This window comes from Coleofasciculus sp. G1-WW12-02 (genome assembly GCF_040219735.1).
Lineage (GTDB): Bacteria > Cyanobacteriota > Cyanobacteriia > Cyanobacteriales > Coleofasciculaceae > Coleofasciculus.
The window spans coordinates 18,149-32,913 of record NZ_JAVJRX010000059.1; the positions used below are offsets into that span (position 1 = coordinate 18,149).

The window sequence follows — 14,765 nt, forward strand, 5'->3', positions numbered from 1 at the left end:
TTCTGAGCAAGATAGCCCCTGAATACCAGACGCGAAAGTTTCTGTTACTTCCGCTCTACCCTAACTAATACGACGTCTCCTTTGAAATTAGATGAGGAATATAAATTTCTATATCCCTAAGTATACATCTTCTTGACCCAACGCGCTGAAGAGTCAGGTATGGCGCGTAAAGTAAATATGTAGGGGCGGGTTCAGGATCACAAGCTGATGCCAGACAATGCCGCGATCGCTCCACGTTCACTCTCACCCGCTTTGGCTACAGCTTACACCTGTGCCAGTCTAGCTCTAGCCACACGCACCTGGTTCTCGGCTTTTTGCAGGGATGCTGGTAACGCGATCGCGCTTATCTAAAATCGCCATCACCTGTCCCCTTGGACGCGATCGCATATTGACATCCTCACCGCCCTACAAGGATGGCGATTCCTCACCACGCCGTAGGGGTTTGGTAACCAAACCCCTACTGGTCTAATTTAGTTAATGGTGGCTGGGGGTGAATCGCCACAACCTTAGGGTAAGCTGATCAAGCTAGATGCTGCTTATTCTTTGTGTCAAGCTTGATTGAGATATTATGACCTTGACCCAGTTTGCCAAGCTCGCAGATCAACGATTATTCTGCCTATGGTGACTCTACCAATGGAAGCAAAATAATTTTTTTTAGACTAAAGACCCAACTTTAAACTTATGCCAACGTTTCGTGATTTTGTCGCTCTAGGAGTGGGGACTGCGATCGCTCTGCTTTATACAAAACCAAGCGCCTCTCAAGATTTCCCGTCGCCGCTTAGCTTTCAACGTCAAACCCCGACTCATCAAAGTGATGGGGTGATACACAGAAGATTGACAGACGTTGAGTCCCAATCGAGTGAGGAGAACTTACTCGTAGATGCAGAGGATCACTCCATTCCCACCGTTAATTCTCCTGTGAACACGATAGAGGAGCCAACTCCCGCAAACAGAAGTGAATCCTTGACCTCTGCAAGTGAACCCGTAACCTCTGAAACTGAAAATTCCCCCAATCCCTCAGAACTTGCTCAAGACTCTAGTAACAGACGGGTTACCCAAGAGCCAGACAGCTTGATTGTTCAATCCCCTGAAGCTATCCCCTCCCTACCCACTCTGGAAGAACCAGAAACACCCTCACCCGACTTTCTCACGCCAAATATCGAACCTTTGCCGATACCGTCTACCACCCCTGATCTACCGATATTAGAATTACTCAATCCCAGTGCCAATCCATTGCTGTTTCCCACCAAACCAGAAGAAGTCCAAGTGCAAACGACTCAGCCAATTACCCTAGAACAGGCAATAGAATTGGCACGGCGAAACAATCAACAGTTACAAATTGCTAGATTCCAGTTAGAACGAGCGGAGTTTGCCCTGCAAGAAGCCCTAGCTGCCGAGTTTCCATCGATTAGCGCCATTGCCGAATTTATCCGCACTGAGTCGGAACAACGGCTACTAGATCAAACTAACCAAAGTATCACATCGACAAACTTTGAGAGCCGACTGGAATTAAATTATGCCGCCTATACGGCGGGGCGTCGCCCAGCAGCCATTCAAGCCGCCGAACAACAGGTACGCTTCCAGCAACTGGGTTTAGAAAGCATCCTGGCAGATTTACGACTCAATGTCACCAGCACTTACTACAATTTGCAACAGGCAGATGCCGAAGTCGAAATTAGCCAAGCGGCGGTTAATGATGCGGCTCGCAGTCTACGGGATGCCCAGTTACTCGAACAAGCTGGCTTAGGAACTCGATTTGAAGTGTTGCAGGCGCAGGTGGAACTCGCCAATAATAATCAAGCGTTAACCAACGCCATCAGTCAGCAACGCATTGCCCGCCGCCAAATTGCACAATTGTTGAGTTTAGATCAGCAGGTGGGCATCTCTGCGGCTGATCCCATAAATGTGGCAGGAGATTGGGAAATTTCCTTGGAAGAAAGCATTATTTTGGCGTTGAAAAACCGGGCGGAGTTGGAACAGCAACTGGTACAACGTAATATTAATGAACAACAACAGCGCATTGCCCTAGCGGCGAATAAACCCCAGTTGAATCTATTTGCCCGATATAATATTGCCGCCCAGTTGGATGATAGTGATGGTCCGACTGATGGCTTAACTTTAGGAGCGCAACTCCAGTGGAATTTCTTTGATGGGGGAGCGGCAAAAGCCAGAGCCAGACAAGCCGAAACGGATGTCGCGATCGCGGAATCCGAATTTGCCAATGAGCGTGACCAAATCCGCTTCCAGGTTGAACAAGCTTTTTTTGAGCTAACAGCCAGCCAGGAAAATATTCAAACGGCATCCTTTGCCCTAGAACAGGCACAAGAAAGCTTACGATTGGCACGGTTACGATTTGGTGCTGGGGTGGGTACTCAAACCGATGTCATTAATCAGCAAACGGCGTTAACTCGTGCCAGAGTCAACCTGTTGACAGCAATTCTGGACTACAACCGAGCCCTAGCAGAGCTGCAACGGGCGATTAGTAATCTTCCAAATAGTATTCTTTTTGATTTACCTTGACCTTGGCTAGATCATTTTCAATCCGCCGACGTAGCCAATGTAGATTTTCCCGGCTTTTTCGGCTCTTACTAAGTCACCAACCCTAAGACCAAACGGTGTAATCGTTCCACCCTTACGCTTCCTTATCCCTGACTTGCCCGGGACTTCAAAGTGCAATTGACGGCGGAAAAGCCGTATTCTTTCCCCCGTTTCACTGCGCCAGGACGGGTAATGATCTTGAATGGGGAGGGAGTGATATTGACGCTGCCAAAGTGGGTGTAACCGCGAGAGTTAAAGCCAGTGAACCGAACATACTTGACGAAATACCCGCAAGCCAACGTCACTCCATCAACTGCGTGGGTCTCCGGTTTGGCTATAGACTTGTTGGTCAAATCCTTCTCTAAACCTAGTTGAGTTCGGAGTTGAGATGTGCCGTTCCCATCTTTTTGCCAACCGTGCCGGACATAGACAGGAGCGATTTTTTCCATCTGGGATATTGCCCAATTCTGCCCAGTCATTACCGGAGAGAAACCTTTGCCCGACTTGGCACGTTTGCGTTTAGTCTGGTCTATGTCGGCTCTAACCCGTTCATACCCTATCCCAGTTACCGGAAATATTGCCGCCAACTCTTTGACTACCCTTAACTCCAACTGCCGTGAGGCTTTGATGGATGGGGGGAGTTTGCACTGTTTGCGGTTATCAAAGCGGCATTGCCGATGGTTACGTTGCTTGAACGGAACATCCCGGTTGATTCTTCTAGAACGTCGAGACCGTCGTAGCATGGCGCGGGTTTTCATCCGCTTTTTAACGCGACCAAATGGAAGAATAAGGTGCAATTGCAGCAGGGTACATTTAGCTGACTGGACACCGACGCCAGAGTATGACTTTCCCGGATCTACTCCGACAGTAATCGGTTGTACTTCCTCTGCCGATGGTTCGATCAGTTGAACGTGATATACACCCAAGTCCGACCATTTCCCAACAGCTTTACCTTCCTTAAGCCACCGTCTAGCCCTAGACGGCTTAGTGGGCATCAGTGGCTTTCCTTCTTTGCTAACTACTGGAACACGATTCATAGAGATAATCCACTCGTGTAAAATGTTTGCGTCTCTTAAGGCATTGGTAAGGGTGTGTCCTGGATTTACCCAGTTTTCAGAGATTCCTGAACCTACATTTAAGCTGAACTAGAGAAGCGTTCAGAAGTGATTATCCCTTACCAACTCATGCCCTATTCATGTACAGACCGTCCATGGAAGGTCTCTACTGGCAGGTTATCTCTGCCAATCCGCGTCTTCAAGAAGTAAGGCGCGGTTCATGAATTATTCTCGCCATTGTTCCACGCCTTACGTCTGGAACAGGCTTCCCTATCTCCCCCAGCCTTTGTACTCTAGGGGACAATTTCGGTAACGACGCGATCGCTGCTAGAGCCACTCCTGACGATCATACTCTGATCCTGTAATTTACCCTCGGCGGTGGCTCCGGTTACGTTAAAGGGGGGATCGACTTGTTTATAAACGACATTCCCTGACGCCTGCATCTTCTGAGTGGGAATGTCCCACCTGACCTGATTGGCGTAGAGTTCGGCTTGATTGCGACTACCCACACCTTGGACACCTCCCCTTAAATTGGCGACTTCGCTCCCCAAATCTACCTGTCCCTGATTAGCCGTAATGACAACCTTCTCTTGCTGATGGACAATCTGAACAGGCTGATTTGAGCGTACTGTTTCCGCCTGGATGTCCCAGATTGCTTCATTGCTGGATATTAAAACTGGGGGATCAATGGACGTAAGCTGAACATTCTTTTTCAGAATAGCTACTTTGGTGTTTAGGTTATAGTCAGTCTGGTTAGCGACTACGCGATCGGTCACAGTATTATCCTTATACCGTTCAATATGAGTCCGCTGATCCCCAATTAACTTTTTTTCTTTGATTTGCCAAGTCAACTGCTCAGTTTTCAGTTGCACATTTGGGTCTTTCGATATTGTCTGTACAGACCCTTTGAGTTCCATTTGCTCTTGGCGTGTCAAATACCGCCCTTCATTCGCTGTGACCTCGATTTGTTCAGGATGGCGTCCCTCTAAATTTCGGCGCACCACTAATAAATCATCCTGGGGTAACCACTCCAATTCCTCACCCTTGAACACTGCACCATTGCGGGTATCTGTAGCGGTAATTTCTCCTCGCAGAAAGATTTGTTTGCCATCTTCCCGGACTTCCCCGCTCTTGGCTGACACTTTTAAAATAACCTTTCCATCCTGAAATAAATCACCGATTGGCTGTTCAACTTGAGCTATTTTTTTATCTTTACTGTATGTCGCTGTGTCAGCTTTTACCCGCCATAAAGGGCGACCTTGTTCATCAGCTTGCTCCAAGGTGACATTGTTAAACACAAGAGAGCCTTCAATATCAGTGGCTTTTGTATCTTGTTGAATTTTCTTGACCGTTTGGCTGTCAGACTGACAGCCGGAGAGTGGGGCAAATGTCAATAGACAGAGGCTCACCGCCAAATATCGTTTCCAACTCAACATCATTGGAGCAAGCTTATGTGCAATTTTGAGGGTTAGCCATCGTCTACCTCGCGGGACTCTGGCTTGGAGTGAAGCAACCCGGAGGGGGATAGAGGTCAAACCTTACCGTTCGACGCCGCACGAGTTTGACAATCCCACTGTTGACACCAGTCCGGTGTTTCGCTGCAACAACTGGACTTTTTTGGCGGTAAATCGCCCGACGCGCTTCCAGTGAGCATCGCTGAGTGAAACTTGGCTTTTAGTATCACCAGAAACGTAACCGTAATGGGTGACACCTGCTTTAACTGCTTTGACGTAATCGCCCTTCCTAAAACCGTGACAGGTAACTGTTCCACCGTACTTGCGTCGTCCTTTCCCTTTAACGGGAATCATCATGTGTAGCTGACGACGGCATACCGGAGGGCGATTAATCACAGCAAACTGGCACGGCGTCACCTCGATAGACCCTAACCAAGTACCACTCTTACCCTTGATTTGGCGATACCGCATGAACTGGGAAGCGGCGAGGCAAATACCGTCAACAGCATGGGCGGCGGGTGACTCCTCTGCCTTGTTTTTAGCCTTGGGTAAACCGAGGTACTGTCTCAGGGTTGAGGTGTACCACCCCTCCTGAGTGTGAACAGCGTAACCAGCTTGTTCTAACTGCTCTATTTGCCAGTATTGACCAACCATTGCAGGACTAAAACTTTTATCACCTCTGGCTTTAATCACCTCAACTACAACATCCCAAAATGGGTAGATTCGTGATAGCTCCTGAATCACCTTAAGCGCTAACTGCTTGTTAGCCCGGATACTAGGGGGTATCTTGTGACCCTTGCGGTTATCGAATCGGTGTTGGCGGTGATTACGCTGGTCGTAGGGAAGGTTACGGTTAATCCGTCGCCCTCGTCGTCCACGGCGCATCATTGCCCGTTGGGTCATGCGCTTAGTCACGTTTTCAAAGGGTAGGTTTAGGTGGGCTAGAAACAGGGTAGCTTTGGTTGATTGAACTGCAATTCCGGTGAACAGTTTGCCCGGATCGACTCCAGCCACAATTTTTTGGGTTTCCTCCCCTGATGGGGGTTTAACTAACTGGACTTGAAAAATGCCTAAGTCGTCATGAACTACCTTGGCTTTGCCTGTCTTTAACCAGCGTCGAACACGGCTGGCTTTGGCTGGCATTAATGGTTTACCTTTCGGCGATAAAACTGGTACACGAATCATGGATATAATCCCTCGTGTGGGTTGTACGTCCCCTCGACCACCGCTCTTCAAAATGTCCTCTCTTCAAGCGCTTAGACAAGTAAGCTTACAAATAGCCCGAACTGGGGAAGTATTCGGGGGTGTGTATCAGTTAACGGCTCGGCGGTCTATTCAACTCTTGCGTTGCCAGTCCTGTCTCTGGCAATCCCTGATTTCAAGCGATAGCTAAATCAGGGTTGTTGAATAGTCCTTACGCCCGAAAACCAAGGACTAATGACTCATAACTTATGACTAATGACCCATGGATTGGTCTCCAGGATCATCCATCATGCCAATACCAGACAAAGGACGGTAGGTATAGTTTTGTCGCGGGGATTTGCGGATACTTTCTTGGATCTGATCCAGATCAATATACCGATCCGCGACGTTAATTAGACTATCGCTAGTCATTGAACGTAAACTAACTACCTCAACCCGCACTCCTCGATAACTGACAGCATCTACAGCATAAGCCAGATCTCCATCACCGCTGACAAGAACGGCTGTATCATAAGACCCAACTAACGCCATCATATCCACAGCAATTTCAACATCTAGATTCGCTTTTTTCGAGCCATCAGGTAACTGCACTAAATCCTTAGCAATGACACGGTATCCATTACGGCGCATCCACAGCAAAAACCCTTGCTGCTTTTCATTGGTGCGATCAACACCAGTATAAAAGAAGGATCGCAGCAATCGGGAACCTGCAGTTAAACGAACCAACAGTTTCGTGTAATCAATTTCGATGCCTAATTGCAAAGCTGCATAAAACAGATTGGAGCCATCGATAAATATGGCAACCCGACCGCGATTTTCTAAAACTTGTTCAGGTGTAAAAATGGGATCAGTACTAAAATTATTCAACATGATTTTTATGCCTCTGTTTTTTATGAAAGAAATAGATGCCTCCTTCTTCCCAACCCTCTTCTCGTCTAGTCAGCCCCAAGTTTCTCGTGGCTGAAAACGACAGAACACCATTTGGCTTCCATCGCCCAAAAACAGGTGGAGATTTACTTTAGCGCTGATTAGCTAAGGTTCCCCAACGGCGATGACTGACTGATGTTTCATGATCTTAAATGAGAGTTTTTTGGTTAAAGTCAATGGGATAGCCAAGTTTTTGGTAGATATCGATGTTGATCGGGAATAGTCAGCGAGAACAGACAAGCTGCTAGTCTAGCTTATTACCTGATACTGTACAAGACCTGCTAACTTGGGATACTGTTTCCCATTCTTGTACAAACTCCCAAACTCATGTTTGGTAAGGAATAGGTTAAATGAGTTGAGGGCATTAATTCCAGAAATGATGTTTTTGCCGACTTGCCTCAAGGTGAGGACAGTCTGAGTATTAGCCACGCGATCGCTTAACCGTTACTTGATCAACTCTGGAATATGCTCGCTTGCCACTGTCTTGGTGGATACCCTCTACTCTAACCCTTTGGTAATAAGCATACCTCTTACCTAAGCTTTGGCGAAGTAAGTCCTTAAGTTGGTTGGCTAAGTTGCTCTTGACGCCTAAATCTGTTTCTTTGAGTTCGGTGAGAAATCATCGATTGTTTCCTAAAACGCCCTCCCTTACTTGGTTGGCATGGTATTGCCAGTTGGCTTTACTTAACATTTTGCCCAGAAGAAGTATTAAATACTACAAAATATTAACAAAGTTTACTAAACTTTGTTTAAAAAAGCTTAAACTAACTAAAAAAAAGAGTTATTTCTCAATATCAGGAATTATTTCGTTAAATTAGCATAGCTCAAGCTCATCTCTAGGTTGAGTGACAGATCAACGGTCTAGATATTGGGCAAAGGCAGCAGGAGAGGTAAGATCTTTCTCTTTGTCGCCTATTCATATAATAGCTATTTTGTCAACTGCTGTTGTTGAATGGGGGAAGTGCGAGAGTTATGAGTTTTGACCCAACACTAAGCCCATAAGGCATGGTGCGTGAGTTAACTCTCCTGGTTTCCCAGGCTTCCCCAGCTTTCCCAGCTTATCCATCCGCCCTATCCTCCCCATCTCACAAAGCTTCCAGACGTTCCACGCCTTACGTCTGGAACAGGCTGTCTCATCTCCCTGATTGTTCCCATCTTCCTCTCCATTTCAATCATCCCCACCTTTAGATATTTGCCAGTCAGCCGTATTACCGCTTATTGTAAAGAAAGATTAAATAACTATCCCTGAGGATTGTATCAGTACTAATCAGTACGGAACAGTGTCTCAGGAGAGAAAGCCCCTACGGGGGAAAGTCATCTAGTATCATCGAAGGGTTGCCTGGAGTCAATGATGCCAGAGCTAAAGAGTCATCCTTATTTTCTGACACCCCGATCGCACAATCCCGATTATCCCTTATTCGTATTTTTACCGGGGATGGATGGAACCGGTCAGCTATTGCGATCGCAGATGCCAAGTTTAGCCGCAGCGTTTGATGTTCGTTGTTTGGTTATTCCTCCCCATGATTTGAGTCCCTGGGAAGACTTAGCCAATCACGTCGCCAGTTTAATTACCAAAGAACTCAGCCAACGACGCTGCCAAAGCGTTTATTTATGTGGCGAGTCATTTGGTGGCTGTTTAGCGCTGAAGGTATCCCTCAGTGCCCCCCATCTATCGCACCGAATCATTTTAAGTAACCCAGCCACATCCGTGAGTCAACCCTCTTGGTTACTTTGGGGATCGCAATGGTTAGGCGTATTACCGGATAATATTTATCACTTATCTGCCTTGACATTGTTACCTGTTTTATCATCCCTCAATCGGATGGTTCCCAGCAATCGCCGCGCCCTCTTAGATGCTATGCGGTCAATGCCTGCAAAAACTATGCATTGGCGAGTCTCAATGCTGAGGAATTTTAAGGTTCATCCAGGACAACTCGAACAGTTGACCCAACCCGTCCTCATCCTCGCCAGCGCTGCTGACCGCTTGTGGTCTTCTTTAGCAGAAGCCAAGTCATTAGTCAAGTATCTGCCAAATGCCACGATGTCAGTGCTACCGAAATCTGGTCATGCTTGTTTACTAGAAACGGATGTCAACCTATTTGAAATATTAAAACAACAAAATTTTTTAGATCTCAGCCTTCCTCAGCCCGAAACTGAACCCGATTTATCGGAAATTATAGGGGTTGTTTAAGCGAGGAGTTGATCTGAACTATCAGAGACGTACCCTGCTACGTCTTGAACACCTCATTTTCCTTACCTTCCCCATCTTCCTCATCTCCCTCATCTCCCAGACGCGCCGTGGCACATCTGGAAAACAAATGTTAAGCTTATCAGTCGGTCAATTTTGATTAAATGACCTGATGTCAACAAAACTTTATAATTTTGTTAAGACATCTTATACTACCAATGGATAGTTAATAAGGAGTAAAGACAACGATGTCGGAGGCAATCAAGCCACTGACCGTACCCAGAGAATTCTTGGGTCCCCCCGAAGATTTTAATCTAACGTTACTAATGTTTATAGTAGCGATAGCTCTGATCGTCTTCTCGACCTGCGGTTACTGGCTGTGGGAGTTACCTGCACCCTTGTGCTTTAGCATTAATGTCCTAGCATTGCATATGGCGGGTACGGTAATCCATGATGCCTCTCACAATGTTGCCCACAAAAATCGGATCGCGAATGCGCTGATGGGTCATGGGAGTGCGCTGATGTTGGGGTTTGCTTTCCCGGTGTTTACCCGGGTACACATGCAGCATCATGCCAATGTTAATGATCCAGAAAACGATCCCGATCATTTTGTGTCAACGGGGGGACCTCTGTGGTTAATTGCAGCACGCTTTTTTTACCATGAGGTCTTTTTCTTTAAGCGCCGCTTGTGGCGTAAGTATGAACTGATCGAATGGTTCTTGAGCCGAGCTTTCGTTGCTGGGGTGATTTACCTGGCGTGTCAGTATGGCTTTTTGGGCTACATTATGAACTTCTGGTTTACCCCAGCACTGGTTGTCGGGTTGGCATTAGGCTTGTTTTTTGACTATTTACCCCATCGTCCTTTTAAAGAACGCGATCGCTGGAAAAATGCTAGGGTTTATCCTAGCCCGATCCTGAATATTATGATTATGGGTCAGAATTACCATTTGATTCATCATCTGTGGCCCTCTATTCCCTGGTATAAATATCAAGGAGCCTATAGAGCTACTAAGCCTCTATTAGCAAAAAAGGGCTGTCATCAGTCATTGGGACTGCTACAAGGCAAAGATTTTTTAAGTTTCGTCTATGATATTTTCCTGGGAATTCGTTTTCATCATAAACGGTCTGAGAAAACTCGCGAAAATTAGACAGATGAGATTGGGTTCGTAGTAGGGGTTTGGTAAGCAAACCCCTACTGTCGCTGAATGTAAGTCAAAAGCAGAGGCGATAAAACCAAAATGCCTAGGGTGCGATCGCGCCCTAGGCATGTCTTTGTCTGAATGGCTTGGTGTAGAGGCTATAGGTAGGCACATTTTTCCATGGTGAAAATCATATCAGAGAAATGGTGCGATCGCCCCTTGTCTGTAGGATGACCCTTGAGAGTGCCGAATGGGGATAAACAGGGGCTGGCGGCAGAAATACTTAACAAAACTTTATTAAGATTTGTTAAAGAATTTAAGCTAAGGCGAGTAATCTGTCTTAAAGTTCAGAGTGGTTTCTACTTTCTTGTACACTTGAAAATCCTGGAATTTCTAACTTTGGGTTTATCCCTTACTCTCCTAATACGCTTTCTCAACGCATCGAGTCGCGCTGTGATTATGTCGCTTTTGAGAGGGCGACAGCCAGCCGTTATAAATCAGTTTCACGCTCACCCTCGGAACCTGCCCAGCCAGTGGTGGAAGGGAAAAAAGTTCCCTTGGAAACGGGGGTCATTAAAATTGACCCGAACTACTGCGATCGCAGCGATGGTAACAGCCGCAGTAGTGGTTGGCAATGGGGTTTCCGCGCAAATAGCCCCAGCCAATCCCAGTACTCTGGCATCCCTGAAAACGGTATCGGTTCCCGAACCTGACAATATTGGAGACTTTATTAAGGACAAAACTGCCGCGATTGCCCTAGGAAAGACATTATTTTGGGATATGCAACTGGGGAGCGATGGTTTCACCTCCTGTGCCAGTTGCCATTTCCATGCAGGAGCCGATAATCGCTCCAAAAACCAGCTTAGTCCAGGACTGTTGCAAGTCAACCCTAATAAAAGTCCCAATCCGGATCAGGTATTTGACCTAGGTGGGGCAGCCAACTACCAGCTTAAGCCGGAAGACTATCCTTTCCACAAATTAAGTAATCCCAATAACCGCAACTCCACAGTTTTGGCTGACACGAACGATGTCAGCTCCTCTCAAGGCGTTTTCTTATCGAAATTCAATGACATTATTCCAGGCAGTTCCCAAGAAGATGTCACCTTCCTACCTGACCCAGTTTTCCATGTCGGAGACATCGAAGTTCGTCGGGTAGAACCCCGCAACACGCCCTCTGTGATTAATGCCGTGTTCAACTTCCGTAACTTCTGGGATGGACGCGCCCAAGAAGACTTCAACGGCGTCAATCCCTTCGGCGCCAGAGATGCCAATGCCTTTGTCCTCAAAAAAGACAAGAATAACCTAGAAAAAGTCAAAATCAGCCTCAACAATTCATCGTTGGCATCTCAAGCCGTAGGACCGCCTTTGAGCTTCTTCGAGATGTCTGCTGATGAGCGCACATTTCCGGATATTGGCATCAAACTGAATAAAAACAAGAAACGAGCTAAGTTGGGTCAAAGGATTAACCGACTCAGACCCCTAGCCGATCAACTGGTGCATCCTGAAGACAGCGTTCTGGGTAACCTGAGCCAAGCACCTAACCCAGGGCTGACGACATCAAATTATGAGTCGATGATTAAGGCGGCGTTTAAGCCGGAGTGGTGGAATTCCAATCAGGCAATCCGGATTGAAGAGAGTGGTGAATTGACGTTCTTTAACCCGAAAAATCAGACTCTGACGACTAACGAATTCTGGCAAATCGACTATAACTTTACCCTATTCTTTGGACTCGCGGTTCAGGCGTATGAGGCGAGCTTAATTTCCGATGAGACACCCTTCGACCACTATATGGAAGGGAAAACCAACGCCCTCACTGAGCAACAAAAGCGAGGGCTGGAGATTTTCCAGAACAAGGGTAAATGCATCAACTGTCACGGCGGACCCGAATTTACTAATGCATCGGTGGCAAATGTCAAAAACCAACCCCTCGAACGCATGAAGATGGCTCAAGGTGTTGCGGTTTATGACAATGGTTTTTATAACATTGCTGTCAGACCGACGTTAGAAGACCTAGGTGTAGGTGGTAAAGATCCCTTTGGTCAACCCCTGTCTATGTCGCGCTTGGAACAGCAGGATGGTTCTCCTTTCCCAGTTGTTCCTGGTGATGAGGGTGCGCCAACCGGTGCGCTCAAGCCCCAGGAGCGAGTAGCTGTGGATGGAGCGTTCAAGACTCCGGGTTTGCGTAATGTGGAACTGACTGCTCCTTTCTTCCACAATGGTGGACAGTTAACCCTCAAACAAGTTGTGGAATTTTACAATCGCGGCGGCGACTTTCACAATGAAAATATCGCCAATCTCGACCCAGATATCGTAAACCTAGGGCTGACAGAGCAGGAACAAGCGGATTTAGTGGCTTTCATGAAAGCTCTTACCGATGAACGAGTACGCTATGATAAAGCGCCCTTCGACCATCCGCAGTTATTAATTTCCGACGGACAGCAGGGGAACCAACAGTCTGTCCAGAATGACGGTACTGGCAAAGCTAAGGATCTGATTTTAGAACTACCTGCTGTAGGTCGTAACGGTGGTTCGGTTCGGGCGAATTTCCTGGAAATGGCGGTACAAACTGAAGCAGAATCAACCTCATCCACCGCCGAGACAACGGCTTCTCCCCCTGGAGGAGGATACACCCAACAGGATTGTCCGGCTGGAACGACGTTCGTCCCTCTACCTGGAGGGTACATGTGCCAGTGACCGAAAAATTGGGTTACCCAACCCCTACGGCGTGGTGAGGAATCGCCGCACTTATAGGGCGGTGAGGATGTCAAATCCGGTGTAGAGACGTAGCATGCTACGTCTCTACTAGAGGGTAAAACTTTTAAGGACTGTCAAAGTAGCCGTATCCTTTAGAGGGTCAGCTATTTTTTTAGTTTGGCAACGGGTAATAACAACGATTTTTGAATGGCTTCGTTCACTTCGGGAGTTACACTCTCAGCCCTCTTGAGACAATTGACCAGAAATTCATTGGCGTTGTAATACTGCTTTAATACTGCCACTTGCTCCTGATTGAACTGCCAATTATGACCGACATTGCGTTGCTCAATCATTGCCGTTCTCAGGGCTTCAATCCAAGCTTTACCCTTTCCTTGCCACCAGTCCTGAAACTCGCTTATCGTTTCAATTAAATTAGCTTGATGGTGGAAGTCTTGCAGTAATTGACGTAGCGACGGAGCTTGGCTGCTTCTCCAATTCGGCAAAACTTTACTATTATCTTGCTTATTCTCCAGCAAATTAGCATAGTTAAGCGCACGAGAAATGACTGAACCCAAAACATCTATGGGATCGTCCGTTAGCGCTAAGACTTGATTGAGAGCTAGGATGCACTCGATAGCCAGATCAAAAGCCAGTTCTAACTCAAGATTGTCGGTTAACTTGGGGTTTAAAGCACGAGCTAAAGTCAGCGTATTGCCAATCCCACCCAGAATCTGATCCACAGACAGATCGAAGTAAAAAGCGCGAACAATTGCTGATTCATAAGCTGTCGGGACGGTACCTGCTTTCTCATCGAGCCAGGTCAGAAATTTTTGGAGTTGTTTGTCTTCAGCCACCAGTCCATCTATCTGTTGTTTCATCAGTTCTAACAGAGGGTCTGCTTTGGGCAACATCTCAGCCGTGAGCAAGCCAACTTCTTGCCAAAACTTGTTAGTTATTTGACGGGTAATCAATTGCAATGCTTTATTGAGTTCGTTAGATGTCGGACTAGCAACAATGGCTTTAGCCGTTAAATATTCATGAAATATTAGATGTGAAAAGGAGTAAATTCCTTTAGCACGCTCGACTAATATGCCATGTTGTGCTTCGATAGATTTGACGACGGTATAGCTATCTAGTGGCTCATCTTCACAGATGTTTGGATTATTGGGTAAACTGTGCAGATAAGTAGCGATATACTGTTCAATTTCTTTTTGCTTAAACAAATAACGTCCTTGTGTGGCAGTGAAGAAAGCGATTTGATTAAGCAAGTCTTCCTGGCGCTGTACGGATATTTTTTCGCCAACTCCCGTTCGCTCAATACTGCGCTGAGTATCCCAGGTTTTGAGCAAAATATCTATGGCTTCTTTATATAACTCTGAGCGAGATTGAGGAAAACTATTTGATTGCTCGAATACTAGACATAGGAAGGTGAGTAATAAGGGATTGGTTGCCAAGTCTTTGATGGAGTGATGACTCTGAATTTCATCAATCAGTTTCTTTTGCTTGCACTCATTATCCAAGAACCATTTTTTCACAAAACCGATAATTTGTTGCTGATCAAATTCTG

Annotated in this window: 10 protein-coding genes and 1 pseudogene; 5 read left to right on the forward strand and 6 right to left on the reverse strand. The window is 46.5% G+C overall.

The annotated features are described in order from the left end of the window. Window positions 1-207 precede the first annotated feature (207 nt). Together RID09_RS10280 and RID09_RS10285 are read left to right on the forward strand one after the other, a co-directional pair. Entirely contained in the window at window positions 208-351 is a 144-nt protein-coding gene (locus tag RID09_RS10280; RefSeq protein ID WP_446335848.1) for a hypothetical protein, read from the forward strand. Between the two features lie 330 nt (window positions 352-681). Further along, entirely contained in the window at window positions 682-2,520 is a 1,839-nt protein-coding gene (locus RID09_RS10285) for a TolC family protein (protein ID WP_446335849.1), read from the forward strand. A 21-nt stretch (window positions 2,521-2,541) separates the two neighbouring features. Here the strand turns inward: RID09_RS10285 and RID09_RS10290 are convergent. From RID09_RS10290 to RID09_RS10305, 4 genes and pseudogenes are all read right to left on the reverse strand, one after another. Then, window positions 2,542-3,575: pseudogene (locus RID09_RS10290) on the reverse strand (RRXRR domain-containing protein); the annotation flags it as partial. A gap of 311 nt (window positions 3,576-3,886) precedes the next feature. After that, window positions 3,887-5,032, reverse strand: coding sequence for an LPS export ABC transporter periplasmic protein LptC (gene lptC, locus RID09_RS10295; RefSeq protein ID WP_446335850.1), 1,146 nt, complete (start codon window positions 5,030-5,032; stop codon window positions 3,887-3,889). 99 nt (window positions 5,033-5,131) lie between these two features. Further along, window positions 5,132-6,232 (reverse strand): RRXRR domain-containing protein, encoded by a 1,101-nt coding sequence (locus tag RID09_RS10300; RefSeq protein ID WP_446335851.1) that lies wholly within the window; start codon window positions 6,230-6,232, stop codon window positions 5,132-5,134. 270 nt (window positions 6,233-6,502) lie between these two features. Further along, a complete protein-coding gene (locus RID09_RS10305; protein ID WP_446335852.1) occupies window positions 6,503-7,120 on the reverse strand; it encodes a LabA-like NYN domain-containing protein in 618 nt (205 codons plus the stop codon). A gap of 1,405 nt (window positions 7,121-8,525) precedes the next feature. On the opposite strand from RID09_RS10305, the gene RID09_RS10310 reads away from it, so the two are divergent. Further along, window positions 8,526-9,368, forward strand: coding sequence for an alpha/beta fold hydrolase (locus RID09_RS10310; protein ID WP_446335853.1), 843 nt, complete (start codon window positions 8,526-8,528; stop codon window positions 9,366-9,368). A 245-nt stretch (window positions 9,369-9,613) separates the two neighbouring features. Continuing rightward, on the forward strand, window positions 9,614-10,513 hold the full coding sequence (gene crtR / locus RID09_RS10315) for a beta-carotene hydroxylase (RefSeq protein ID WP_446335854.1): 900 nt from the start codon (window positions 9,614-9,616) through the stop codon (window positions 10,511-10,513). A 149-nt stretch (window positions 10,514-10,662) separates the two neighbouring features. On the opposite strand, the gene RID09_RS10320 is transcribed toward crtR, so the two are convergent. Continuing rightward, entirely contained in the window at window positions 10,663-10,794 is a 132-nt protein-coding gene (locus RID09_RS10320; RefSeq protein ID WP_446335855.1) for a hypothetical protein, read from the reverse strand. Between the two features lie 289 nt (window positions 10,795-11,083). Here RID09_RS10320 and RID09_RS10325 point away from each other — a divergent pair, with 289 nt between their 5' ends. Then, complete coding sequence (locus RID09_RS10325) at window positions 11,084-13,198, forward strand: cytochrome-c peroxidase (protein ID WP_446335856.1); 2,115 nt, start codon at window positions 11,084-11,086, stop codon at window positions 13,196-13,198. 164 nt (window positions 13,199-13,362) lie between these two features. Here the strand turns inward: RID09_RS10325 and RID09_RS10330 are convergent, their stop codons facing one another. Continuing rightward, window positions 13,363-14,733 carry an NACHT domain-containing protein gene (locus tag RID09_RS10330; protein WP_446335857.1) on the reverse strand — a complete coding sequence of 457 codons (1,371 nt, stop codon included), beginning with the start codon at window positions 14,731-14,733 and terminating at the stop codon, window positions 13,363-13,365. Window positions 14,734-14,765: the final 32 nt, after the last annotated feature.